At 33.1% G+C, this 23847-nt stretch carries 23 protein-coding genes; 11 read left to right on the top strand and 12 right to left on the bottom strand.

Annotated elements, in window-relative coordinates; genetic code table 11:
- Positions 1–17: 17 nt before the first annotated feature.
- Positions 18–737 carry a metal-dependent transcriptional regulator gene (locus TDSAC_RS08430; RefSeq protein ID WP_150130320.1) on the bottom strand — a complete coding sequence of 240 codons (720 nt, stop codon included), beginning with the start codon at positions 735–737 and terminating at the stop codon, positions 18–20.
- Positions 738–1095: 358 nt separating this feature from the next.
- Between TDSAC_RS08430 and TDSAC_RS08425 the strand changes: the two genes are divergently transcribed.
- Both TDSAC_RS08425 and TDSAC_RS08420 read left to right on the top strand, forming a co-directional pair.
- On the top strand, positions 1096–1833 hold the full coding sequence (locus tag TDSAC_RS08425) for a complement resistance protein TraT (RefSeq protein ID WP_108310024.1): 738 nt from the start codon (positions 1096–1098) through the stop codon (positions 1831–1833).
- Between the two features lie 127 nt (positions 1834–1960).
- Entirely contained in the window at positions 1961–2383 is a 423-nt protein-coding gene (locus TDSAC_RS08420) for an MORN repeat-containing protein (protein ID WP_108310022.1), read from the top strand.
- A gap of 16 nt (positions 2384–2399) precedes the next feature.
- Here TDSAC_RS08420 and TDSAC_RS08415 read toward each other — a convergent pair whose 3' ends face one another.
- Together TDSAC_RS08415 and TDSAC_RS08410 are read right to left on the bottom strand one after the other, a co-directional pair.
- Positions 2400–3191 (bottom strand): WYL domain-containing protein, encoded by a 792-nt coding sequence (locus TDSAC_RS08415; RefSeq protein WP_108310020.1) that lies wholly within the window; start codon positions 3189–3191, stop codon positions 2400–2402.
- Positions 3188–4456 carry a WYL domain-containing protein gene (locus TDSAC_RS08410; RefSeq protein WP_108310018.1) on the bottom strand — a complete coding sequence of 423 codons (1269 nt, stop codon included), beginning with the start codon at positions 4454–4456 and terminating at the stop codon, positions 3188–3190. The genes TDSAC_RS08415 and TDSAC_RS08410 overlap by 4 nt, the downstream gene beginning before the upstream one ends.
- Positions 4457–4608: 152 nt before the next feature.
- On the opposite strand from TDSAC_RS08410, the gene cas6 reads away from it, so the two are divergent.
- The 5 genes from cas6 to TDSAC_RS08390 all read left to right on the top strand — a co-directional run bounded on the left by cas6 (position 4609) and on the right by TDSAC_RS08390 (position 8786).
- Positions 4609–5544 carry a CRISPR system precrRNA processing endoribonuclease RAMP protein Cas6 gene (gene cas6 / locus TDSAC_RS08405; RefSeq protein ID WP_108310015.1) on the top strand — a complete coding sequence of 312 codons (936 nt, stop codon included), beginning with the start codon at positions 4609–4611 and terminating at the stop codon, positions 5542–5544.
- A 38-nt stretch (positions 5545–5582) separates the two neighbouring features.
- Positions 5583–6365, top strand: coding sequence for a TIGR02221 family CRISPR-associated protein (csx2, locus tag TDSAC_RS08400; protein WP_199919790.1), 783 nt, complete (start codon positions 5583–5585; stop codon positions 6363–6365).
- Positions 6366–6444: 79 nt separating this feature from the next.
- Complete coding sequence (locus tag TDSAC_RS08395; RefSeq protein ID WP_108310011.1) at positions 6445–7539, top strand: methyltransferase; 1095 nt, start codon at positions 6445–6447, stop codon at positions 7537–7539.
- Between the two features lie 112 nt (positions 7540–7651).
- On the top strand, positions 7652–7789 hold the full coding sequence (locus tag TDSAC_RS09120) for a hypothetical protein (RefSeq protein ID WP_199919789.1): 138 nt from the start codon (positions 7652–7654) through the stop codon (positions 7787–7789).
- Between the two features lie 322 nt (positions 7790–8111).
- A complete protein-coding gene (locus TDSAC_RS08390; RefSeq protein WP_108310009.1) occupies positions 8112–8786 on the top strand; it encodes a M48 family metallopeptidase in 675 nt (224 codons plus the stop codon).
- A gap of 117 nt (positions 8787–8903) precedes the next feature.
- Here the strand turns inward: TDSAC_RS08390 and TDSAC_RS08385 are convergent, their stop codons facing one another.
- Both TDSAC_RS08385 and TDSAC_RS08380 read right to left on the bottom strand, forming a co-directional pair.
- Positions 8904–9590, bottom strand: a complete 687-nt coding sequence (locus TDSAC_RS08385) for an N-acyl homoserine lactonase family protein (RefSeq protein ID WP_422822131.1) — start codon at positions 9588–9590, stop codon at positions 8904–8906.
- A 247-nt stretch (positions 9591–9837) separates the two neighbouring features.
- The gene (locus TDSAC_RS08380; protein WP_108310007.1) at positions 9838–10728 is read right to left on the bottom strand and encodes a protoglobin domain-containing protein; all 891 of its coding nucleotides are present in this window, start codon (positions 10726–10728) and stop codon (positions 9838–9840) included.
- Positions 10729–10845: 117 nt separating this feature from the next.
- Here TDSAC_RS08380 and bioB point away from each other — a divergent pair, with 117 nt between their 5' ends.
- Positions 10846–11790 (top strand): biotin synthase BioB, encoded by a 945-nt coding sequence (gene bioB / locus TDSAC_RS08375; protein WP_108310005.1) that lies wholly within the window; start codon positions 10846–10848, stop codon positions 11788–11790.
- Between the two features lie 51 nt (positions 11791–11841).
- Here the strand turns inward: bioB and TDSAC_RS08370 are convergent, their stop codons facing one another.
- Together TDSAC_RS08370 and TDSAC_RS08365 are read right to left on the bottom strand one after the other, a co-directional pair.
- The gene (locus tag TDSAC_RS08370; RefSeq protein WP_108310003.1) at positions 11842–13095 is read right to left on the bottom strand and encodes an Nramp family divalent metal transporter; all 1254 of its coding nucleotides are present in this window, start codon (positions 13093–13095) and stop codon (positions 11842–11844) included.
- Between the two features lies 1 nt (position 13096).
- Positions 13097–14392, bottom strand: coding sequence for a magnesium transporter (locus tag TDSAC_RS08365; RefSeq protein ID WP_150130319.1), 1296 nt, complete (start codon positions 14390–14392; stop codon positions 13097–13099).
- A gap of 256 nt (positions 14393–14648) precedes the next feature.
- Here TDSAC_RS08365 and TDSAC_RS08360 point away from each other — a divergent pair, with 256 nt between their 5' ends.
- Positions 14649–14978, top strand: coding sequence for an ArsR/SmtB family transcription factor (locus tag TDSAC_RS08360; protein WP_108309999.1), 330 nt, complete (start codon positions 14649–14651; stop codon positions 14976–14978).
- A gap of 210 nt (positions 14979–15188) precedes the next feature.
- On the opposite strand, the gene TDSAC_RS08355 is transcribed toward TDSAC_RS08360, so the two are convergent.
- From TDSAC_RS08355 to TDSAC_RS08340, 4 genes are read right to left on the bottom strand one after another with little or no spacing between them, the layout of a single operon-like run.
- Positions 15189–15755 (bottom strand): DJ-1/PfpI family protein, encoded by a 567-nt coding sequence (locus TDSAC_RS08355; protein ID WP_108309997.1) that lies wholly within the window; start codon positions 15753–15755, stop codon positions 15189–15191.
- Positions 15756–15814: 59 nt separating this feature from the next.
- Positions 15815–16672, bottom strand: a complete 858-nt coding sequence (gene nadC / locus TDSAC_RS08350; protein ID WP_108309995.1) for a carboxylating nicotinate-nucleotide diphosphorylase — start codon at positions 16670–16672, stop codon at positions 15815–15817.
- On the bottom strand, positions 16669–18228 hold the full coding sequence (gene nadB, locus TDSAC_RS08345; RefSeq protein ID WP_199919787.1) for an L-aspartate oxidase: 1560 nt from the start codon (positions 18226–18228) through the stop codon (positions 16669–16671). The genes nadC and nadB overlap by 4 nt, the downstream gene beginning before the upstream one ends.
- Positions 18225–19376 carry a quinolinate synthase gene (locus TDSAC_RS08340; protein ID WP_150130318.1) on the bottom strand — a complete coding sequence of 384 codons (1152 nt, stop codon included), beginning with the start codon at positions 19374–19376 and terminating at the stop codon, positions 18225–18227. The genes nadB and TDSAC_RS08340 overlap by 4 nt, the downstream gene beginning before the upstream one ends.
- A gap of 365 nt (positions 19377–19741) precedes the next feature.
- Between TDSAC_RS08340 and TDSAC_RS08335 the strand changes: the two genes are divergently transcribed.
- Both TDSAC_RS08335 and TDSAC_RS09115 read left to right on the top strand, forming a co-directional pair.
- On the top strand, positions 19742–21124 hold the full coding sequence (locus tag TDSAC_RS08335) for a YeiH family protein (RefSeq protein WP_108309991.1): 1383 nt from the start codon (positions 19742–19744) through the stop codon (positions 21122–21124).
- Complete coding sequence (locus TDSAC_RS09115; RefSeq protein ID WP_108309989.1) at positions 21124–21318, top strand: hypothetical protein; 195 nt, start codon at positions 21124–21126, stop codon at positions 21316–21318. Before TDSAC_RS08335 ends, TDSAC_RS09115 begins: the two co-directional genes overlap by 1 nt.
- 60 nt (positions 21319–21378) lie before the next feature.
- Here TDSAC_RS09115 and TDSAC_RS08325 read toward each other — a convergent pair whose 3' ends face one another.
- Positions 21379–23541: a methyl-accepting chemotaxis protein gene (locus TDSAC_RS08325; protein WP_108309987.1), complete on the bottom strand. Its 2163-nt coding sequence runs from the start codon at positions 23539–23541 to the stop codon at positions 21379–21381.
- Positions 23542–23847: the final 306 nt, after the last annotated feature.

The raw sequence follows: 23847 nt of genomic DNA, 5'->3' as shown, positions 1-23847 counted from the left end.
AACTTGCGGCTATTTTTTTATACTGTCTTGCAATAAATGTGTTTACACTCATTTAGAGATAATGCTATAAAACTATCTTCAATCTGAAAGTTAATTATATCTTTGTAGGATTGAATTCTTTTTATTTTTGAGCCTTTTTTTAGACCAAGTATAGCAAGCTTTTCTTTGCTAATCTGATCGAGATTAATATGAACTATGATTGCTTCTTCATCGTCTTTAAGTTCAACTAAACTTTTTGGTTCATTTGCTTCATATTTTTCGTCGCTATCAAATATAAATTTCTTAAATTCTTTAAAAATTTCTGGGTGCTTTTCTTCCAACATTTCTATGAAAGCTATCATCTTTTCCATTTTTCTAAATGTGCTTTGGCTAAAATCATGTTCTAAGAGACAGGCATCCTGTTCAGCCAGATTTTTCTCAATTCTTAGGATTCGGACTAAAAAGTTAACTATTGTATTTTTTCTTCTTGAAAGATTTTGTGCGAGAATTCTTCCTTTATTTGTAAGCTCTATATGTCCATATCTTTCTTGAGTTACCAGACCCTTGTTCTTTAAGGATTCAATTGCTGCTACTGCAGAAGGCGTTTTTACTCTAAGCTGCTTTGCAAGGTCTCTTACTCTGGCAATGCCTTTTGACTGGTTTATGTCATATATGGTTCGAAGATAATTTTCTAAACTAGGCGTTAATTCTGAGTAACTATCGCTTATAAAGTCTTTTTCTAAACAAGGTTTTTCCACTTTTTTCTCCTGGATCAAAAGTAATTGAATTAACTGCTTTTAGTTATTATTATAAACTAAATCAAATTTTGTAATGTTAAGTTAAAGATATTACTGATATAGGGTTTTATTTTTAAAAGAGCTGTCAAATATTTGTTCAGGCTTTTTTGCCTTAGAAATAGAATATATATTTAAATATAGAGCTTGCTTATATTAGAGCAAACTTTAGAGAGTTGTTACGAAACTCTTGAGATATCTGGTTTATAAACATTTCATATAAGCATAGTTATTAAAATGTATTTTATTGACACATGTCATTGAGACTGTATAATTATCTTTAGGTGAGAGAGTCTTTATGTCGGAAATTTGGAGGAATTAAATGAAATTTAATATTGGAAAGTTTAGTAGTTTGCTGGTTTTATTTTTACTTATTTCATTTTGCTTTGCTGGTATAGCAAAGGCAGATTCTAGTGGCCTTACAGCAGGTAAAATTTCTCTTAGCACCAAGATGAGCTCAAGTATCTTTTTGCAACCAGTTTCACCAGATAAAAGGATAGTATATGTGAGCGTAAGGAATACGTCTACTGCAACTGGTTTGGACTTTAGGAAGGAGTTAGTTACTGAATTAACTAATGAGGGATATAAGATCACTGATAATCCTGATGATGCCAATTTTATGCTGATGTCAAATGTTCTTTATATTGGTAAAGAAACGAAAGATTACACTGCTGAAGGGGCTCTTGCAGGGGGATTTGGTGGAGCTCTTATAGGCTCAGCTTTTAATCCAAGTGGGAAATATACTGGAACTATTGCGGGTGGAGTGATTGGAGCACTTGCTGGAGCTGCTATCGGGAATTCTATTAACTCTGATAAGTATATGATGGTGGTAGACGTGCAACTTGAACAAAGGCAGCCAGGCACACAGACAGAGACTACTACCAACGCAGCTCAGGGAACTGCTACTACAGAGACCTCAAGCAATTCTAGTATTAAAGATTGGGCGATATACAGAGATAGAGTAGTATCTGAAGCATCTGGTACAAATATAAAATTTGACGATGTAGAGCCAGTATTAAGACAGCAGTTAGCTCACGCAATAGCTAATTTGCTCCCATAACACTAAGAAAAATCTTTCAAACCCTCCTGTCACCTGAAGGAGGGTTTTTTTATTATAACAATATCTTTTTTTATGCTAACATATTGATCAAACTTAATAAGTTTAATCATCTTAGGAGGAGGGTAAAGTGGGTAAATTAGTTAGATTTTCTATTTTGTTTTCTATTGTTTTCAGTATTTTATTTATTTTCAGCGCTTTGTCTTTTGCTAATGGTGTCTATGTGCAGACTAACAACGGAAAGGTCTGGGATGCCTATCCTGAGCAAAATCAAGTTCCCGTCTGGACTGGGGGAATTGATTCAAATGGCTATGCAAGCGGCCAAGGAGTAATGATCTGGTACCAGGACGGACAACCAGGCGACAAGTATGAAGGCACTATGGTTGAGGGAAAGATGTCGGGCAAGGGCACATACACCTGGTTTGAAGGCACAAAGTATGTAGGCGACTTTGTAGATTTTTATAGAGATGGATATGGCACATATTATGACAAAAATGGAAATGTAGTTTATCAAGGAAAGTGGTCAAAAGACCAATTTATGGGAAATAAATAGATCTTTATTGCAAGAGCTATGATTGGCTCTTTGAATATCTTTCTAAGCTTTTTGTGTAAGTAAATAGCATTTTTTCGACTAAGAATCTTGGCTCAAGTATTATCGCCCTCTTGCCAAGTTGTCTGAATTTTTGGAGCAGATAGCCCTCTTCTGAGGGCTTGTATTTTATTTTGAAAATAAGACTATTTTGGATGTCTTTTTCAAGAATTGGTTTAAAATCAATAAGCGTTAATAGGATTCTTTTTAGATCGTCAAGATATTGTTTGTCAACCCTAAATTTGGCAAAATGATACTCTTCAAGAAAAATTTTTTCTGCTTCTTCGAATAATTCATTTTCTCTATCTATTATTTCAAATGAAAGTATAGACGCAAATGGAGTTTTCATCTTTTTCTTGTCTTCGCTCAAATTTAGCCACAAGAGGTACCATTCATCCTTGTAAAATTCAAATTCTATTTTGTAAGGGAAGCATTTTGCCTTAAATTGTTCAGAATCAGAAATTTGAAATCTTAGAATTAAGTCTTTTTCTTCAAAAATAGCTGTGAACAATGGCTCTAAAAGACTCCAGGACTTTCTATTTCTCTTTGGTTTATTTTTTATTATTATTTTTGGTAGACTCGATGTGTTTATGTCAGCTAAATAAGTTTTTAATTCTTTTCTGTCTTCTGCATTAAAGAAAAAGCCTGACTCATCAGTGTTAATTAAATATTTTAACCATCTCAATTCTTCATTGCTTAAATTACAAAAATCATCATTTGTAAACTCTTTTATCTTATTTAATATTTCAAGGTTATATATCTTAGATATCATAGTGAGCCTTCACTTATAACTGACTCGTAAGTAGACTTTAGGCTAATGAACTCCTCAATTAAACTGTTTCTTAGAGAACGTGGTTCTAATACCTGAGCGCTTGAGCCAAAACTCCTTATCCATGGTTTTATCTCGTTTAATTCTCTTGTCAATATCTTAAGAATAAAACTATTTTTATCGATAATCTCTATTTGACCATCCATTGCTTCTTTTTTGACTCTGTTTAGTATAAAATTTTTTGAACTTTTGCTGCTGTCGAAATAGAATTTTATTATTATCTCTTTTTCTTTCGCATCTTCTTCAACTAACCAAGATTTCTTGAGATTATCTAATCTCTTTTCAAGATGGCTATCTAAAATATCCGATCCCCTTATAACTTTTCTGAACTCATAAATTCTGTCAATCAATACTCTTTTAGTATCGCCATCAGTAATCAAATACCATCTTGCAAGTTGATAATCAAATAGTAAAAATTGAGGTATAACTGTTATCTTCTCTAAAGGCTTATTTTTGGATTTTGGCAATAAACTTAATTCAAGCGAACAGGCTTTTTTGCATTCTAATAAATTTAAGATATACAGAACATTTAAATCGTCGAACACCCTTAGCGGCTTTGAATGCTTGTAGCAAATAACATTTTTAATTCTTTTTAGCTTATTTGTTCCAAGTCTCTTCTCTAAAAAATATTTTAATATCAAGCTTCTGGTTACCAAAAGCCCTGTATTAGAAAAAAAATCAGTAAAAAGATAAAGTTTTACCAATAAGTGTTCTGGCAATAGTTCCAAGCCCTTTTTTAGTTTATATTTTATATATTTTTTGTCTTTTACTTTTTCGACAAATCCATCGCTGACTAAAATCTTAAGATAATTTCTTATTGTTCTTAACTCTAAAAGAGAGCTTTTGCCTTGACACAAGGAATCGTTTAACTTATCGGTTATCTCACCAATGGATAGTTTGTCTCTTTTTAATAATTCTATTATCTTTGCATACCTTATTGCCTCTGTTCCTTTTATCTGGCCTGACAGTATAATTACTAAATATTCATCAAGGACTGAATCTGAATCATATAGATATTTTTTTGACTTTAAGCTAATCAAAGGAGACATTGCCGATTCTAATCTGATTTTTCTGATTTTTCTAAGCGTGCTTTCAAGGCTTCCTAATGAGCCAAAAACCCTTATAAGGTTATCTTTCGAATTAATACCCATTTCTAAACTTATCAATTTTAAGAACTTCAACAATTTTTGTTTATCTTCTTTGGGCATAATTTTATCTCATACAACATCTTTCCTTTTAAATTTTTTAATACAATCTAATATTAAATTAGCATATAAAGTGAACCTTGACAATTGAATATAGACTGATAAAATTAACTTATTTAAGATTTTTTTTCTTAATGAGGGGGTAGCTATGTCATATGTTAAAATTTAAAAAATTTAAAATAACGCTTAAGCTTCGTGATTTTACATCACTGCCGAAATACAAAAGCATAACGCTAAGAGGGGGATTTGGGAGTATTTTCAAAAGTATTGCCTGCGTTCAAAAGGCGTTGGATTGTAGCGAATGCATATTAAATGAGAGTTGTATTTATAGAAAAATATTTGATAGCCCAAGGCCTCAGGGCGCAATGAAAATGACTAAATATCCATATATCCCCCATCCCTTTATTATATTTTCTCAAAATTATGAAACATCTTTTGATAAAGAGGATCTTTTTGATTTTGAGTTAGTTTTGATGGGTGACAGTATTGAAAATTTACCATTTTTTGTTTATACGTTTATCAAGTTAGGAGAAATTGGCCTTGGTAAAGATAGGGCAAGATTCGAAGTGGTTAGTGTAAGGGATGTAAATGGTGAGTTATTCGACCAGGAACATAAAACAATTAATTCATTTGCTAAAAACCCATCATTGTTAAGCCTTGATAGGATATATTCGTCAGAAAACAATGGTTTTAAAAATTTAAAAATTGATTTCTTGTCTCCTTTGTCTCTTAGATTTGAAGGAAAAACAGTTTCTCTTCTTCAATTTCATATATTGATAAGAAATTTGTTGAGAAGAGTTTCATTGCTTGAGTTCTTCTATGGATATCCATCTTTTGAATCAAGTTTTATAAAGAAATGCATAAACGAATCACTTGAGGTAAAAATTTTAGAAAATAATACATATTTAGAAAATTTGAAAAGATTTTCTGGTAGGCAACAGAGACTAATTAACCATATGGGATTGGTTGGTGATATAACTTTTTCTAATGTGCCTAACAGTTTGATTTCTCTAATTGACAGCGCAAAAGAGATTTCTATAGGAAGAAACACAAGTTTTGGATTTGGGAGATACCTTTTAACTATTTTGTAAATTTTAATTTAATACTATTTTTAAGGAGTGCATAAATGGTGGGGAACGTTTTAATAAGTTTTTTGGGTGTAGGGGACTATAAGGTTACAAAGTATTTTATGAATGGCGATGATGAAAAGGTATTTTCTACAAAGTATGCCCCTATAGCTATAGCTAATCTTGCTAATATAGAGAAAATTATATTGCTTGTTACAAAAGAGTCAAGAAATAAACATTTTGAACAGTTTAAAAAAGAAGCAAACGATTTATGCGTGAAGGTAGAGGATAGAGATATTCCAGAAGGGCTTACAGAAAATGAAAGGTGGGAAATCTGGGACAAGGTTATCGATTGTACAGAATCTATGAATCAAATTTCTTTTGACATCACACACTCTTACAGACTTATACCATTTTATGTTTTTTTGACAATTGAGTTTTTGAGAAATATAAGGGGCATCGACCTGGGTGGTCTGTATTATGGCTTATATGACAAAGACAAAGAAAAAAGTCCCATAATTAACCTTGGAGAAGTTCTGGATATCTTAAGCTGGATAAACTTTTCAGGATTTTTTGTTAAAACTGGAATATTTTCAAAGGATGCAAGAGATTTTGTAAGAAAAATTCACGCAGGGGCATATAGAAACAATAGTTCTATAAAGCCAAAAATTTTGCAAACAATAGCGGGCAATTTTGAGTCTATTTCGTCTTCTTTAAACCTGGCTCAGGATATAAATATTAATAAGTATACGGATGACTTGCTAAAAAATTTAGAAAAAGAGGATGATCTAATAAAAGAGGCAAATTATCTCGCAAAACCGTTTGAGAAGATTTTTAAAAGTTAGAAGAATTCCCTGAAGAATAAGGGATTGCGACTCCTTTAAATAAATAACATCCGACAATTAAAATTAATAGGAGGTTTAAATGTTAAAAGATAATGGTATTTTTTTTAATGAACCCTCAATAAGTGCTGAAGCGTTACGTAACTTTTTGAGTGATTGCTCAAGGAAATTTAAGGAACTTTGTATTCTTGATGCAGCTCTTGAAATAAGTTTATTTGATCATTTAGATAGTCTAAAAAGTGCTGATGAACTATCAAGTGAGATAGGAATAAATTATGTGATTTTGAAAAATATGTGTGAAATTCTGGCTAATCTCGGTTTTATAAAAAAAGAAGATGAATCCTTTAAAAATACTCAATTAAGCAGCTATTATCTAAAAAGCAACTCTTTTTTCTATCAAAAAGAAGTATTAAAAAACATAAAAAATGGTTTTGAGTTATGGAGGAGACTGACCAATGTTTTGGAAAATGGTCCTATAAAGATACTTGAGGAAAATTGTTTTCAAGACAACCTTATACATTCGCTTGCGTCAGAGATTTTATGCGGGGAGCTTCAAAAAACAGTTAGAATCATTGAAAAATTTCCTGAATTCAGAAAAGCAAAAAAACTTCTTGATCTGGGAGGAGGGCACGGGCTTTGTTCTATTGCTTTTACAAGATTGAATAAAGATTTGGAAGCATATATCTTTGATTTTCCTGATGTTATCAAGGATACAGAGGATTATATTAAAAAGTTTAAGGCAAAGAGGATAAATGTTATTTCAGGTAATCTTTTTAAAGATGATATTGGTAATGGCTATGATATTGTATTTTTTTCTTATAATCCAGGCGGAAAAAATCCAAATCTTGTTCCGAAGATAAATTCAAGTTTGAAAGAAGGGGGGCTTTTTATTACAAAACATGCTTTTTATCATAGAGGAGAAGGTTCGAGGGATTATCTTCTGGATGTAGAGTGGAATCTTTCAGCTTTTGAAGGAGTACAAAAAGGTAGTAAGATTTATAGTTTTGCTGAAGATTTTAGCTACGAAGACTATCTGGATTTGCTTGAGAAATATTTTTCGATTGAAAGAATTGTAGAAGAAGATGAATTTGGATTTTATTCATATCTTTCTAAATTTGGAGATACACTAGGTTCAAAAATTATTATTGCTAAAAAGAAATTTGGTAGTGCATTTTAACGTTGCGAATAGCATGTATATGTTTAATATTATAGAAATTAAGTTTTGTGCTGTACTTCGTATATAATGCATTGTCATTTATTATTTTTTGTCTTGAGAGGTAAATTATAAAATGCCTGTGGATCAAGATTTTAATGAAAAGTTTGCTAAGAAATTTTTAATTGAATCTGAACTGATTAAGAAAATTTCTAAAGATGCCTACAGGGAAGACTTTAAAGATATAAAGGGTTATTTAATCCCAAATATTTAATAAGAAATTTAATATAAAATACTAAATTTTGACAGAAGGATAAGTGCATTCTATTAATAAGCTGAGGGATTAATCTAAGTTTAGAATTCTTAGTAAAATTTAATTGGTGTTCAATTTAATAGTAGAATATATAAAAATATTAGGGGCTGATAAGATGAGTTTGTCGACGTATATAGAAGTTATGTTATCTTTGGTTTTGATCCCATACTTTATAGAATTCCTTACTATCGTGAAAATGTTTGGCAAGTTATATATAACAAAAGAAACGAAATAGCACAAATATTATCAGAATTTGCTTATCATAATTATAGGAAGTGATATTATGGAAGACATAAAGCTTGAGAAGATAATTCGTTCAAAAAGAAAGACAATAGCACTCCAGATTACAGATAATGCTACGTTAATAGTCAAAGCACCTTTTGGTATAGACGAAAAGAGAATTTGGGAAGTTATTCAGAAGCATTCAAATTGGATTGAGAATAAAAAAAAGGAGATAGAGGCAAGGGATCTTAAAGTTTTAAAAAAGGAATTTGTTAATGGGGAAGGGTTTCTATATCTTGGCAAGTATTATAAGCTTTATATAGTGGATAACCAAGATATTCCTCTTAAACTTGAAGATAATTTTTATTTGTCGAGGAGTTTTTTAGATAAAGCAAGGGGAGTTTTTATTGATTGGTATAAAAAAGAGGCATTTAATATAATTTCTGAAAGAGTCAAATGGTATGCGCAAAAAAGCAATTTAAAATATAGTAAAATTAATATCACAAATGCGCAAAAAAGATGGGGTTCTTGTTCTTCAAATGGAAACTTAAACTTTTCATATAGACTTATAATGGCTCCGATTTCTGTGATAGACTATGTTGTTGTTCATGAGCTTGCACACCTTAAAGAAAAAAATCACGGTAAGAATTTCTGGATAAAAGTAAGGATGCTAATGCCAGATTATAAAAAGCATGAAAACTGGCTCAAAAGATATAATTATATGCTCTTAATATAAGAAAGTTAAAAAATACCGTCTCTCAGAGATAAGTTGAAAGAAAAAGTTATTTTAAATTTTATTAGAAGTATAATATGAAGATTAATTGCCTGTTTAAAAATATTCTTATAGATATGTCTAAATGGTTTCTACTTTTGCAAATCTTGGTTCATGCAGTGGAATTATAATGTCAGCCATCTCTTTAACTTTTAATAAAATATCGTATGCTTCATATGAATTAATCAAAGTTCCTGGTGGGATTACTTCCATTCCCATTCCTAATACTTGTGGTGGTGGATTAAAGTTTTCGTCTATTACGCAAAAGCCTGTTATTAGGGCTTTACCCTTTTCGGTATTTATTAATACAGACATGCCGCCGGGTGAATGTGCAGGGGTGTAGATCATTTTTATGCCAGGCATGATATCGGTATCGTCTTTCAGAGAAACAATCTGTTTATTTTCCTCTATATCTAAGATAAAGTCTTCTACATATCTATAATCTAAAGGATGAGGATTGTGAATCTGCTTTAGCTCATTTTCGTGTACGTAGAATATTGCGTTTTTACACTTTGAATCGTTTTCACAGTGGTCGTTATGTAGATGAGTATGAATTACTATGTCTATGTCTTCTGGAGTAAGATTATACTTCGAAAGCCCTTCTTCAAAAGAATATATTTTTGCTCCCAGGGCATCAACTCTGTCTTTTGACTTTAAGGGCATAAATTCACCAGTATCAATAAGGATGTTTTTGTTACTCCCTTCTAAATACCAGCTATAAATAGGTATTACAAATGGTTTGCCATAGTTAAACTGATATGTCATCATACTCTTGTCAAAGCTTTTGCTTCCCAAGACTATTGGATGAATCTTATACGTAATCTCTTTCAATTTAATTGCCTCCTGACTAGTTTATATATTATTTTATCACAATATGTGAATATTGTTATTTTTTTAAATAAATGTTGGTTTTCATTAATTTTTATAGATTTTTATTCAGCAAGTAAATATCTGAAAAAATTCCAGAAAGCATGCGAAATAGATAAAATGATTTGTGAATCAGAAATAACTAAAACTAAATAGCGCTCTTATTCATAAGCCAATATACTATGCCAAGTATCAATACAAGAAATCCGAGTACTATTACTTCTGTAGAGTTATGAGGTTCAAGTGAAAATATCAATATTTTCCTAAGCATGGCTGCCATAGCAAGGCTTATAAATATGTTTAGTGCAAACTTTTTGCCCTTTAATCTTTTTAACTCTTCTTCTAAAAGTTCTCTGATAGTCCAGATTATAAGCATAGCACCAAGTATGTTTATTACGCTGCTTTCAAAAGATGAAGTGCTTCTTAAAAAGTTATAAATATCTGATAAAAACAAGACAAATATCATAAAGCTTGTAAATACAAGAGCTAATACAAGGGCAATGTCAAAGTAATAGGATATCTTTGAACTTATTCTTACTATCTTGCTTTCTATATTTGTTTGAGCAATATAAATCTTATTTTCGTCTACATAGGAACTGGTTAAGATATCAAGATTTATGTCTAATATCTTGTCAACAGATTCTCTACAACTTCTCCTCTCTTCCTCGTTCGGACAGGAGAGAAGTATTCTTTTGTGAATATAGTTTCTTATAAAGCTTATTGTAGCGCTGACGTAATGGGTAGGTAACCCCATATCGGCGTGAACTTGTCCGATTTTTTGGATTCTTATAATGTAGCTTTCGTCATATTCCCCACAGAATAGATCTGTAAACCAAACTTTAAACTTTTCTTCATGTCTTTTTCTAACTTCCAGCTTACCCAAAAATTTATAATAATCTGGAAAAGTAATAAGAAAGTTATATAGGTTCTCTATAAAATTATCAGCGTTTTGCTTTGCTGCAGCACATAGAGACTTAAGATTATCTCTATCTGTTTCTTTAAAATTGTAAATTTTTTTTATGCTTTCAGAACTTTCCAAAATTATTTTGCTCCTTTTTAAATAATAATTAATCTAATTCTAACATAAAAACTTTGCTTACTTGAAATTTATTGATAAAATTTATGAGATTATTTAAGAATGTTTTGGAGGTTTTTGATGATCGATTTAGAAAGTTTTAACCCAGAAAATAGATTAAACGAATCTGCTGTATATGGTCTCTTAAATCTTGATACAGATCGTTTACTCATGATTGCAAAAAGAATAAAGGATAAATATTCTTCATCTTTTGAATTGTGTTCAATAATAAGTTATAAAACTGGTAGATGTACTGAAAATTGTTCCTTTTGTGCTCAATCTTCTCATTTTAATACAGGTATAGAATTTAAAAAAGTTAGTGTTGAGGAAGTAATTTTCAAGGCAAAATTGATGAAAAATTATGGTTCAAAGAGGTTTTCTCTTGTTTCAAGTGGTAGAGGCCCGTCCAAAGCTGATATGGATGAGTTGTTGTCTATCTTTGAAAGGCTTAAAAAAGAGGTAGATATTGAACTGTGTGCGTCTTTAGGAATAATTAGAGAAAGAGATCTAATTAGATTGAAGGATGTAGGAGTTTCTACATATCATCATAACCTTGAGAGTTCAAGGAGTTTTTTTGGCAATATCTGCAGCACTCACTCTTATGATGAAAGGATTGAGACTATTGAAGCTGTAAAGAGGGTGGGTTTGATTCCTTGTGTTGGAGGCATAGTAGGCTTAGGTGAGACTTTTGAACAAAGAGTAGAATTTGCCATTATCCTTAAAGATCTTGGGATAAGATCAGTTCCCTTCAATATATTGATTCCTATAAAAGGGACTCCCCTTGAAAATGTTAGAGTTCTCGATAAATCAGAAGTCTTAAAAACTCTTGCAATATTTAGAATTATTCTCCCTTACGCTACTATTAGACTATGTGCAGGTAGAGAGAGCGTTCTTGGAAAATATCAGAAATTAGCGCTAAACTCAGCTGCTAATGCTTTAATGATAGGTGGTTATCTTACCAGACCAGGCGAGGATATAGAAAGGGATCTTGAGTTAATAAGAAGTTTAGACCCAATTAAAATTTAAAAAAAGTGTAAATTGCCCAGAGAACTCTCACTTGTACTCTGGGCAATAAATTTATGATGGTAGTAAGCCTGGAAAGATAGAGGTGATTATCATGAGTAAAGTTAGGACTATTAATACAATAGTTGTGAGCCATGCTACTATGTTAAATGTTCTTGAATTTGTATATTCGCCCATTATATCTTTGTTGTTTATAATTTTTAGCATGTATAAGAGTACGAATGGCAATATAACTCCGTTTATAACCTGTGACCAGAACATTATAGGTATTAAAGGAGCTTTGGGTATTAATATTACTGTTGCACCAAAAAAGATTAGAAAAGTTGTTAGAGCATAGAAAACGGGTGCCTCTTTCCAGGTAAAGTTAAGCCCTGCATTAAAACCCAGTGCTTCACATACATAATACGCGGTAGCAAGTGGAAGTACGCAGGCTGAAAAGATAGAGGCGTTAAAGAGTCCTATTGCAAATAGAGTACTTGCAAGATTTCCCGCAAATGGCTTAAGGGCAAGTGCTGCATCCTTTGCGTCAGTTATGTTGACGTTGTGAACAAAAAGAGTTGCTGCACAGCAAACCACAATGAAAAATGTTATTACGTTTGTCATTGTGTTCCCCATTATTACGTCTAATCTTAGATATTTATATTCCTTTTCTGTTAATCCCTTTTCTACAGTAGATGACTGAATATAAAATTGCATCCAGGGAGTAATGGTAGTTCCTATAAAACCAATAAGTATGGATAGGAACGAAGGACTAAACTCTAAATGGGGTATAACTATATTTTTTGCAACTTCTCCCCACGGTGGATTTGCCATAAAGGCAGATGGTATATAACAAAGATAAACAAGACATGCAAATAAAAACACTCTCTCTACGAATTTATATGAGCCTTTTAAAACTGTCCACCATACAAATATTGCACAAATAGGAATCGAAATATATTTGCTTATATTAAAAATTTCCATACTTGCAGCAATGCCTGCGAATTCAGATATGGTATTTCCAAAGTCAGCTATAAGTATCCCTAAGAGTATTAAAATGGTCATTTTTACTCCGAAATTTTCTCTAATCAAATCGGCTAAACCTTTTCTGGTTACTGCGCCCATTCTGGCAGCCATTTCCTGTACGACTATAAGTGCAAGTGTCATTGGAATCAGCACCCAAAGGAGCTTATAACCTGTTGTTGCACCAGTTATGGAATAGGTAGTAATACCGCCTGCGTCGTTGTCTACGTTGGCTGTAATTATTCCAGGGCCCATTATAGTTAAAAATAGCAATATTCTTTTAAATAATGAGAGTTTGTTTTCCATCTTATTCACCACCTTCTCTCAAGAACTTTTTCAGCGAGTCAAATCTCGAGAAGGTGTCAGCGTCACTTCTGTCTGGTATAAGAAGCCTTAAGATATCGTCAACTGTAATTATTCCTAGAAGTCTGTTTTCGTTGTCTACTACAGGCATTGTAAAGAGATTATATTTGGCAAACATTTCAAGTGCCTTGTCGTGATGATCAAAATGATTTAGACTTATAACGTCTTTTTGCATGATATCCTTTATTTTTTCGTCAGGCTTAGCGATTAATAGCTCCCTTAAAGATATTACTCCTATTAGTTTCTCTTCGCTATCAACTATATATGAAACGTAAATAGTCTCTACTTCTTCAGCTATTTTTTTAATTTTGTTCAGAGCTTCTTCCTGAGTTTCATTTCCAGTAAGCGTTATATAATCCTTTGTCATTAACGATCCTACGTCTTCATCTTCATAGTTCATCAATTCTATTACTTCACTTGCCTCTTCTGGATCCATGCGCTCTAATATTTCTTGAGATTTTTCTTCATTTAACTCGCTTAATATGTCGGCGGCGTCATCAGATGGCATTTCTTCTAAAATGTCAGCTGCTTTATCTGCATCAAGAGAATCAATGACGTTTACCTGAGTTTCTATATCTGCTTCTGCTAATACCTCTGCAGCGCTTTCTATATCAAGGCTTTCTATTATTTTCTCCCTGTCTGGTTGGCTTAGCTCTTCTATAATATCTGCAATATCAGCTGGATGAAGATTTTTTAAACCCTCAAATTCTGTTGCCAGTTGTAAGTTTGAGGTTCTCTTTTTTATTGGGGCAAGATAATTCCAACTTATTAGCTGGGGTTGAATTCTACTTTCTAAAAACTTAATACCAAGCCTTCTAAGAATGCCAGAAAATCCTACATCAATAGCAAGAAGTATTAACTTTTTTTCTAAGTCTTTGGAATAGAAGGATATTTTTATGTCGTTTACTCTAACTAACTTTTTGCCTTTAAGATCTATAAGCTGTTTATCAAGAAGCCACTTTACTATATAAATGTCTTCATCCCTTGCCACGATATCAGCTGCTTTCTCAAGGTTTGTAGTTAAAACTATTGCATCCTTCTTCCATTCCTTTATGTGATTTATATTTATTAGCTTATTAGAGTCCTTTAGGAATTTTATACCTCTACCAACTGGAATTTTCTTGTCCCAACAAACAGCAATATCTCTTAGGTTGGCGACTTTTCTGTTTTCAGGATCTAAAATTGGCTTGTTTAATTCTTGGCTAAGGTAGAATTCTGTTATAGCGCCTGTAAATGACACAATATACCTCCTCACTTTTTGGTGATTTGCAAAAAAGTTTATTGAAGGGAAAACTTATAAAGCATAAATCGGGTATATCATCCATGCAAATCACCTCCATGAGAAAGTATATTTTCGCATAAGTTTAACAGATTTGAATTGCTGTGTAAACATTTAAAACTTCTATTTTTGTTTCTAAAATTTTATAATATAATAATATAAATGTTAAAATTTTATTATCTTATAAAAGTACCAATTAAAATTTTAGGAGGATTTTATGAAAAAGGTTTTGGTATATCAATTAATTTCTGAAATTTTTAAAACCCTTGCACACCCATTGAGGATTCAAATTTTGTTGATGTTGAGTGAAAGGGAAAGATGTGTATGTGAACTTTTGAATGAAATAGGCGTTGAACAGTCAAACTTATCTCAGCACCTGAGAATTTTAAAAAAACAGGGCATTATAGATTCAAGAAAAGATGGGCAGAAGATGTTTTATAAAATAAATTTACCATCTGTGTTAAATCTTGTAAACGATGCTAAAAAAACTTTGAATGATCAGGTTAAAGGTCGCGAAGAATTATATAAAAGCATAAAGAGTATTTAATAATTTTTAAATTTTTATATGTTAAAATAATGCTAGACTTAAAATACTTGGAGAAAAAATTATGGAATGGCTTAGATCTTTATTTTGTACAACCTGAGCTACTTCTACTTTTCAAATGGCATGGATTGCCATTACTTGTCTTTTTAGTTTGAAACTTTGGTTTAGGGGGCGCAAAAAGTAGTTTGCGTCCCCTAGGGAAGTTACATCACATTATATTTCTATCTTTGCTCCAAGGAGTTTTACAAATTCTTTGAGCCATAAAGGATGGTTTGGCCAGGCCTGGGCTGTTACGAGGTTTCTATCTACTACTACGTCTTGATCAACCCAATTTGCTCCTGCTATTATGCATTCAGTAGCACAGGCAGGATAGCTTGTGACCTTTCTGCCGGATAATATCCCACAGGCAGCCAATAGCTGTGAGCCGTGACAAATAGCTGCCACAGGTTTGTTTAAAACGAAGAATTTTTTTGTAACCTCTACAACTTCGTTATATCTTCTAATGTATTCAGGAGCTCTTCCACCAGGGATTACTAACCCTATATAATCTTCTACCCTTACATCTTTTGTAGCTATATCTATTGGAATTCTATGCCCAGTCAATTCAATATAGGTGTCAAGGTTTGTAAAGTCGTGCACGACAAGTTGAAGCATATCCCCAGCCTTTTTGTTTGGAGCACTGATTTCTACGTCATAGCCCAAAAGCATCAAAGCTTGTTGAGGAACTTTTACTTCATAATCCTCCGCGCAATCGCCTGTTAAAATTAAAACTTTTTTCATAAAACACCTCCTTAAAAAGTATATATGAATTTATCTTATATTTTAGCATCTTAAAATATTTAAAATAATTTATCAACTTTCATGGACACGTCTATATACCTTGCTCTTCTTATAAGTGATGACATAGATATGAATTCCACTCCAGTTTTGGATACATCTTTAATATCTTCTTCTCTTACTCCTGATGCCTCTACCAGATAGCGTTTTTTTGACCGTGATATGATTTCTATTGCCTTTCTTAGCTCTTTTACTGGCATATTGTCCAGTAATATTGCATCAACCCTGCCATCTAAAAGAACTGCTTCTAAGTCCTGAATGTTGCCAACTTCTATTTCAATTTTTGTTAAAAACTTTGAAGTCTTTAGTGAATTGTCAATAGCAGATTTTATTGATCCAGAGATTGCTATGTCGTTATCTTTTATTAGCACTCCATCAAAGAACCCTGATCTATGATTTTTACCACCTGCAAGCCTTATGGCATATTTGTGTTCAGGTCTAAATAGTGGATCATTTTTTCTAGTATCTAACAGAAAGACGCTACTATCTATTTTTGACAAAACTTCTTTTACATGAGTGGCAATTCCTGACAATTCAGATAAAATATTGCAAATTGTTCTTTCTGCCTTTAGTAAGACGTTTGCATTTGCATATATGTACATAATAGTTTCTTTTGAAGATGTCTGTTCACCATCTCTTTTTAAAACCTCAAATTTATACCTTTTTGATTCTTCAAACTCTTCAAGGAAGAACTCCTCTTCAACAATTTTTACAATTGTAGGGACAAATATTGTTCCTGCAATTATTGCGTTTTCTTTAAAGATAATTTTAAATTTTGAATAGGGATAGCCATCCTTTCTGTAAAAATCAAAGCCTAAATCGTGATGGATTCTCTCTTTTAATATATCTTTAAAGTTCATAAATAATCCTCCCTATAATGGGATCCCTTGCTTACTCTGTTTCGCCTTGCACAGGAAGCAATTTCTATGGCTATCTCAATGGTATTTCTAAGACCAATTAATTCGTCTGATAGTTTTGATGTTCTATACATTTCAATTATATCTATAGAAAGCTCTGTTAGCTCTCTTATTGCCTTTAGAAGTTCTTTCTCAGAACGCACAATACCTACTCTTTCCCACATTATAACTTTAATTCTGGAAAGATAATCTTTAATTAAATTTTTATCAGGTTCTTGTAGTACAAATCTTTCGTCCCAATCAGATATTTGAAAACTTTCTATATCTTCTTTTGAAAAATTTCCAATGATATTTTCAGCAGATCTTACTCCCCAGACAAGCCCTTCTAGAAGTGAGGTTGAAGCAAGTCTATTTGCTCCGTGAAGACCCGTACATGATGCCTCACCAATAGCATAAAGCCTTGTAAGGTTTGTTTTGCCCCACTCATCAACCCTTATACCGCCACAGAGATAATGGGCTGCAGGAGCTACTGGTATGAGATCCTTTCTTATATCAATTCCACATTCAAGGCAATCTGAGAATATCTTAGGGAATCTTTCTTCAAGCTTTATTCCTCTTTTTATAATTGGTTTACATGAAAGCCAGACGTTCTTGCTAAAACTCTTTTTCATTTCTTTATATATCAGCCTTGTTAGCTCATCTCTGGGCAAAAGTTCAGACTCTACAAATCTTTCTAATTTATCGTTTAGAAGTATTGCGCCCTCCCCCCTGACAGATTCTGATATAAGGAAGGATTTACAGTTATCCTTTTTAAAAGCAGTTGGATGAAATTGAATGTATTCCATATTTATTACATGAGCGCCTGCTCTTTTTGCCATAGCAATACCATCGCCTCTTGCACCTTCTGGGTTGGTGGTATACTCGTAAACAGCCCCAATTCCGCCGCTAGCAATAACTGTATAGGAAGAAAGGATCTTTTGTATCCTGTTTGAATTTCTTTCAAGGACATATGCGCCAAGAATTTTTGTTGCCTGATATATTGCATCTCTGTTTTTGGAATGATGGGTTGTGCTTATAAGATCTATTGCAGTAGTTGATGAAAGTATTTTTATATTAGGATGCCTTTTTGCCTCCTTTAATAGTGCTTTTTGAATAGCAAGTCCTGTTTGATCTGCTACGTGAATGATTCTGTTTTTAGAATGTCCCCCTTCAAGAGTTTTGTGAAGTTTTCCAAAGGGATCTTTGTCAAAATTTATGCCAAGTCTGTCGATCAAGAATGATTTAACTAATACCGGACCATCCTCAGCAATAATCTTTATTGCACTTTCCCTTCCTACCTCATCTCCAGCTTCTTCAATGTCTGTCTTGATTAGTTCAGTCGAGTCATCTTCACCCCACCAAACTATGCCACCCTGTGCATATTTGGTATTGGATTCTTCTGGATCTTCTGAACGATTTATTACTACTACATCTTTACCTCTGTCTGCAAGCTTTATTGCACACGTAAGACCAGCAATTCCAGCTCCAATTATTAAAATTTCGCAATCAATTGTGTTCATCTGATTTCTAACATTCTTTCTATTGCAACTTTTGCCCATTCTGCAGTTTTTCGAGGCAAATAGATACCGTCTTCTCTTGATTCTGTTTTTTCTGTGTCAGAAATAAATATCTCATATTTATCGTTTTTTAAGGAATTAAGGAGCTTTTCAAGAGTATTTTCTTTCATATATTCGCACTGAGCGAAATCTATTGCTAAGAATTCCTTTTCTGGGATTTCCTTTCTAAGCCTATATACCATGCCCTTTTCAGTTCCTACTATAAAACTTTTTGCTGAAGATTTTTTTGCAGAAGAAACCATCTGTTCGGTAGATACAATAAAAAGTTTCTTTTTGAGCTCTTTGTCTTCTTTTGCAATTTCGTAGAGCTGAAAACTACAACTACACTCCGGATGTATTAAAAGATCGCTTTCTTTGTGTTTGTCTATCATAGATAAAATATAGTCTAAATTTATCTTCTCGTGTACGTGGCAGTAGGCTTTTTTTTGTTCATATACTTCTATGAGATCTGGATTTAAGTTTATTCCTTCTTCTTTTAAAAAATCTACTGCTCTTGCCTTCATAATCCTCCCCAGGTTTTTATCCGGAAGAACTAATATTTTCTTTTCCTTAAATTTTTTGATGGCATTTATTATTACTTTATCAGCATTTCGAGATGTGCATATATAATCGCTTAAAGACTTTGTATATATATCGCTATTGATATAGCTTATTACTACACCATCATGTTTTTCTTTCCAGTCCTTTATAAAGGAAATGTCTATCGAATCTACAAGCGAACAACCAAGCTTTTCTGGCTTGTCCGGTATAAACAGTCTCTTTTCATTTCCAACTATAATCTTGCTATTTGACCCCATGAAATAGACACCCTGAAAATCGACTCTCTTACATTGTTTTTCTCTAACAAATAGACTCAAACCTAAAGAATCGCCTATGTTATCTGAAATTTCATGAAATTCAGGATAAAGATAATTGTGAGAAAGTATTATAGAATCCTTTTTTTGCTTAAGATTTTTTATTTCTAAATAGATATTTGCAAGATTTTTACACATTTCATGGGTATATCTTCCTGGGTATAGATCTTCGGCGTATTTGTTAAAAAAATCATACCATTTAGTACTCAAAGAATTAGCTGATATATCTTCTTGCAAAGTCTTCACCCCTTAGAATTGTTTACTCTAGCTTAAGTTTATATTTTATATCTTATTTTTATCATATTAGTTTTTTATGAGTATATCAATTTTATTTATATACGGTCAAATATTATTGTATAAGTCTAAAATGAAATTAGCTATATAAAAATATAGGCATAAATATATTTGACACGATAATTAGTAAAATATACAATAAATTTATTAAAGTCATTTATGTGGTTTATGTTTGTGATTTAGGAGGTGGTGGATTATTGATTCTATTCTTAGTTTATGCCCTTTAAATTTATACAATTATTATCAAGATTTGTTTTTTATTCTTAGCAATTTAAAATTATCGCTAAATGTGAGGAGGGAGGAGTAAGATGCCAAATGAGAATGAAGAAATAGTACAAAGTGCTCCACCAAAATCAAGATGGGCCGATCTTTATCTAAAAGAAGATTGGTGGGCTATTTGGCTAGGTCTCTTTATTGTTTTAGCTGCCTATTTTGCCTTTGCTTCAGGAAGTTCATTTATAAAAGCAATTTCTATCAATCCAGGGGCGCTAAAATGGGATAATATAGGACAGGTTTTCGCTCATCTCGGAGCAAATGCACCACAATACATCATGCAATATCTTTTCTGGTTGGTTTTTTTCTCAATTTCTACAGCAATTATGGGAGTTAAACCTTCTAGGTTTATACCGTCGTTTACTCTTCTTTATATCTTTTCTATTGTAATTTTCGCTATTGGCGGTTGGAAATATGCGCAATATTTTAATCTTGAACCTCCGTTAGTTGCTCTTGTTTTAGGGCTTATTATAGCAAATGTTTTTCCTATCCCCTCTTGGTTAGATGATGGATTTAGAGTGGAGTATTACATTAAAACAGGTATAGTTCTTCTTGGTGCTACCTTTCCAATTATTCTTATTATTTCTGCTGGCCCTGTTGCTATTACTCAAGCAACAATAATTTCTGTGATTACCTGTTTAACTATATTCTTTGTCGGCACAAAGTATTTTAAGCTCGACAAGAGATTTGCAACAATTTTAGGTATGGGCGGTGCGATATGCGGTGTTTCGGCTGCTATGGCTGGTGCTAGTGCGGTTGGTGCTAAAAAAGAACATCTTTACTCTACAGTTACCCTGGTTGTTATCGCTGCATTAATAATGATTATTGTGCTCCCATTTGTATCAAAGGCCCTTGGTTTGCCTGCTGGCGTTGCTGGTGCCTGGATTGGAACTTCTGAATTTGCCGATGCAGCAGGCTTTGCGGCAGCTGTTTCTTACGGTCATATGGTTGGGAATGAAAGTGCTGCTCTTCATGCATTTACATTAATGAAGGTTATAGGCAGAGATATATGGATAGGAATATGGTCATTTATTTTTGCGCTTATAGCATGTTTGAAGTGGGAAAAGGAAGAATGTGGAGTAGCTCCTTCCCCAATGGAGATATGGTGGCGTTTCCCGAAGTTCGTAATAGGGTTTTTTGTGGCATCTATAATAATGACTATAATCACATCAGGTTATTCATCTGCAGAATTTACCAAAAATGTTAGCCCCAACTTAATAGCGCCTATTTCTTCTCTTAGAACATGGACCTTTATATTCTGTTTTGCAAGCATTGGTTTGACAACCAGATTTAAGGAATTAAAATCGGTTGGATGGGCTGCTACGGCTGCGTTTTCAATAGGCGTTTTGGTAAACGTCTTTCTTGGGTGGTTTATGTCTACACAAGTGTTTTATGGTTTTTGGAGCGCTTTAAAATAATGAAAAGTTTGCAAAATTGTTCCAAGTGTTCTTTTTTTATGAACGATCCTGGGAAATTTGAGAAAACCTTTCCGGGTTTTACCGTGCTTAGTTCTGCATACGGCAGCACTAGGGCAGATGCGGGACTTTGTATGAAGAATGACAGAATTTTTCTTCCATCAAGAAAGGCTTGTAAGGAATTTGTTCCAAAATAAAAAAACACCACGGGACAAAATGTTAAGGAAAGTTTGTCCCGTGGTGTCAGGTATCTTTAATTAGAACTTATATTTATTTAATTCGTTTTTCAATTCATCTGCTCTTTCAGCTAGTTTATTTGCTTCTAGGTCTATCTTCTCTGCCATTGCTTCACTTTCCTGAGCAGCAGCCGCTACTTCTTCACTAGATGCTGCCATCTCTTCACTGGTTGCCGCAATTCCTTCTACATTTGTGGATATTTCTTTAGCAGATGCTGCCATCTCTTCACTTGATGCACTATTCTCTTCTGAAAGGGCTGCAAGATTTGAAACCTCTGATTCAATTTCTTGAACTTCTTTGGTAATAGTGGTTATGTTGTGAGTTGTTGTCTCTATCTTTTCAGAAAGTTTTTCTATTGCGCTTAAAATATTTTTAAATGCTTCGCTTGTTCTGTTGCTCATTGACGATCCTCTTAGAACATCATTTCTTGTTTCGTTCATGGAGTTTGCAGCGTTTTCTGTCTCCTTTATTGTTTGATTTATCATTTTTCCAATCTCAACTGCTGCTTTTTGTGACTCTTCAGCTAATTTTCTAACTTCATCTGCAACTACAGCAAAGCCTCTTCCCGCATCTCCAGCTCTTGCTGCCTCAATTGCTGCGTTTAGGGCAAGTAGATTTGTCTGTTCTGCTATTCCTGATATCACGTCCACAATCTTGCCTATTTCAAGAGACCTCTCTTTGAGGCTGTTCATCACGCTTGAGAGATTCTCTACAGAATTGACTATAGCGTTCATAGTGTTTTGTGTCTCTTGGATTATCTTTGTGCCCTCTCTTGCGTCCTGGTTTACATTATTAGTTAGTTCATCTACTGCCCCTGCATCTGTTGCAATTTGAACTGATTTATCAGCTATAGCGGCTGTCTTTTCTGAAAGATTTGAGGCGCTCTTTGCCAATGACTCAGAACCTGATGCGATAGAGTCTATTGCGTTAAGAAGCTGCTGAACCTGATTTGATATTTCCTGCGCGCTTTGAGAAAGACTTGTAGCTGCACCTGCCATATTCTCGCTTGCCTTCTTGCTTTCTCCTGCTGCAAGTCTGGAGGCTTTTGATGACTCTAACATATCCTTGCTGGACGAATGTATTTCGCTTTGTATTCCGTCTATCTTTGAAAGTATATTAATTAGATAATTTCTTAGTTTTTCTACGGCTTCCCTTATCCTTCCCAACTCGTCTTTGTTCATCTCAGGGAGCTTAAGCGTAAAGTCACCCGCAGAAAGATCCTCTATGCCCTTGGTAAGATAGTTGATAGGCTTTGCTATGGATCTCTTTATGAAAACTAAGAAAATACCTATCAATACGGTACATACTAAAATTATTGTGCCAAGTAACGACAGAACTATATTTCTAAAGTAATTATCGTATTCTGTAGTGTTTATTGAAGTAGAAACCATACCTATTATGTTGCCGCTTGTATCCTTGATAGGTTTAAAGCGTGTAAGGTAGCTCTTGCCGCTATGTTCAGTTCTTACAATAGGACTTTCGCCCTTTTTCAAAACTTCTTCTATTATCTTCTGATTTTCTTGCTTTGTGCCTACCTTTACATCTGGTAATGTAGTAGCTACCCTTTCATTTTCTAGATACCAGGTAACGTCTGAACCGGTCTCTTTTTTTAATTGGTCTACGAATAAATTAGAGTCAGAAATCTTTCTGCCTATGTGTATTGTTCCTATAAGTTTTCCGCTGTCGTCGTAAATAGGATCATAAGCCCTTATTGCTAGCTTTACTAGTTTTGCAGTTTCAAAGCCTACTCCCGACTTTCCTGACAGGGCTGCCTTTATTGGTGGTTGAGCGCTAAGATCGGTTCCAACAAAATTTTGTCCAAGAGTGGTATATATTATTTTGCCAGTTTGATCGGTAACTATACAAAAATAATCTGGATTTTCTTTTAGATCTAAAAATGAATTGACGAGCCCTGATAGGGCGTTCATGTTGTTTGACTGTATATCTGTTTTGATCCTTTGAGTATTTGCAAGGTCTTTGGTTATTCCTCTTACATAATTTTCAATTCCGCCTACATCCTTGTCTATCACTTTGTTAGAAAGAGTCGCAACCCTTTGCATCATAGTTTGATTATAGCTAGTTATCTGGAAGGATACTATACAAATAATTAAAAGGCCGATAGCTACGAATGAGATCGTGGAAACTAAAATTAGCTTGGCTTGCAAAGACATGTTTTTGAGCATTGTTACCCCCTATGATGAAATAAAATGAAATAAAAAACAATAGTAATTATAGTATAAAAGAATAATTCTGATCAAGTTTTTCCGCTTTTACGTTATAAATATTTGTAGCTTATGGTTAATTTCAACTTTAAAATTTAGTTTAAAAAATTTATAAAGTTAGAAATTGCTTAAAATCTTCTCCCCCCAACTATTACAAATATGCTTATACTAGTTCCTAAAAAAAATAATATTAGAAGTATAATATTAAAAATTGCCTTCCCTTTTTTCATTTTTCCTCCTTCATATCCTATGACGGATTAACTTTCA

The organism is Thermodesulfobium acidiphilum (assembly GCF_003057965.1).
Classification (GTDB): domain Bacteria; phylum Thermodesulfobiota; class Thermodesulfobiia; order Thermodesulfobiales; family Thermodesulfobiaceae; genus Thermodesulfobium; species Thermodesulfobium acidiphilum.
The sequence above is the reverse complement of the archived record's forward strand: the minus strand, read 5'-3'. Positions and strand labels throughout refer to the sequence as shown.

Excerpts from the sequence above, each read along its gene's own strand:
- TDSAC_RS08425 (WP_108310024.1), top strand. The coding sequence starts at position 1,096 with ATGAAATTTAATATTGGAAAGTTTAGTAGTTTGCTGGTTTTATTTTTA.
- TDSAC_RS08415 (WP_108310020.1), bottom strand. The coding sequence starts at position 3,191 with ATGATATCTAAGATATATAACCTTGAAATATTAAATAAGATAAAAGAG.
- TDSAC_RS08410 (WP_108310018.1), bottom strand. The coding sequence starts at position 4,456 with ATGCCCAAAGAAGATAAACAAAAATTGTTGAAGTTCTTAAAATTGATA.
- cas6 (WP_108310015.1), top strand. The coding sequence starts at position 4,609 with ATGTTAAAATTTAAAAAATTTAAAATAACGCTTAAGCTTCGTGATTTT.
- TDSAC_RS08395 (WP_108310011.1), top strand. The coding sequence starts at position 6,445 with ATGTTAAAAGATAATGGTATTTTTTTTAATGAACCCTCAATAAGTGCT.
- TDSAC_RS09120 (WP_199919789.1), top strand. The coding sequence starts at position 7,652 with ATGCCTGTGGATCAAGATTTTAATGAAAAGTTTGCTAAGAAATTTTTA.
- TDSAC_RS08390 (WP_108310009.1), top strand. The coding sequence starts at position 8,112 with ATGGAAGACATAAAGCTTGAGAAGATAATTCGTTCAAAAAGAAAGACA.
- TDSAC_RS08385 (WP_422822131.1), bottom strand. The coding sequence starts at position 9,590 with ATGATGACATATCAGTTTAACTATGGCAAACCATTTGTAATACCTATT.
- bioB (WP_108310005.1), top strand. The coding sequence starts at position 10,846 with ATGATCGATTTAGAAAGTTTTAACCCAGAAAATAGATTAAACGAATCT.
- TDSAC_RS08370 (WP_108310003.1), bottom strand. The coding sequence starts at position 13,095 with ATGGAAAACAAACTCTCATTATTTAAAAGAATATTGCTATTTTTAACT.
- TDSAC_RS08360 (WP_108309999.1), top strand. The coding sequence starts at position 14,649 with ATGAAAAAGGTTTTGGTATATCAATTAATTTCTGAAATTTTTAAAACC.
- TDSAC_RS08355 (WP_108309997.1), bottom strand. The coding sequence starts at position 15,755 with ATGAAAAAAGTTTTAATTTTAACAGGCGATTGCGCGGAGGATTATGAA.
- nadC (WP_108309995.1), bottom strand. The coding sequence starts at position 16,672 with ATGAACTTTAAAGATATATTAAAAGAGAGAATCCATCACGATTTAGGC.
- nadB (WP_199919787.1), bottom strand. The coding sequence starts at position 18,228 with ATGAACACAATTGATTGCGAAATTTTAATAATTGGAGCTGGAATTGCT.
- TDSAC_RS08335 (WP_108309991.1), top strand. The coding sequence starts at position 19,742 with ATGCCAAATGAGAATGAAGAAATAGTACAAAGTGCTCCACCAAAATCA.
- TDSAC_RS09115 (WP_108309989.1), top strand. The coding sequence starts at position 21,124 with ATGAAAAGTTTGCAAAATTGTTCCAAGTGTTCTTTTTTTATGAACGAT.
- TDSAC_RS08325 (WP_108309987.1), bottom strand. The coding sequence starts at position 23,541 with ATGCTCAAAAACATGTCTTTGCAAGCCAAGCTAATTTTAGTTTCCACG.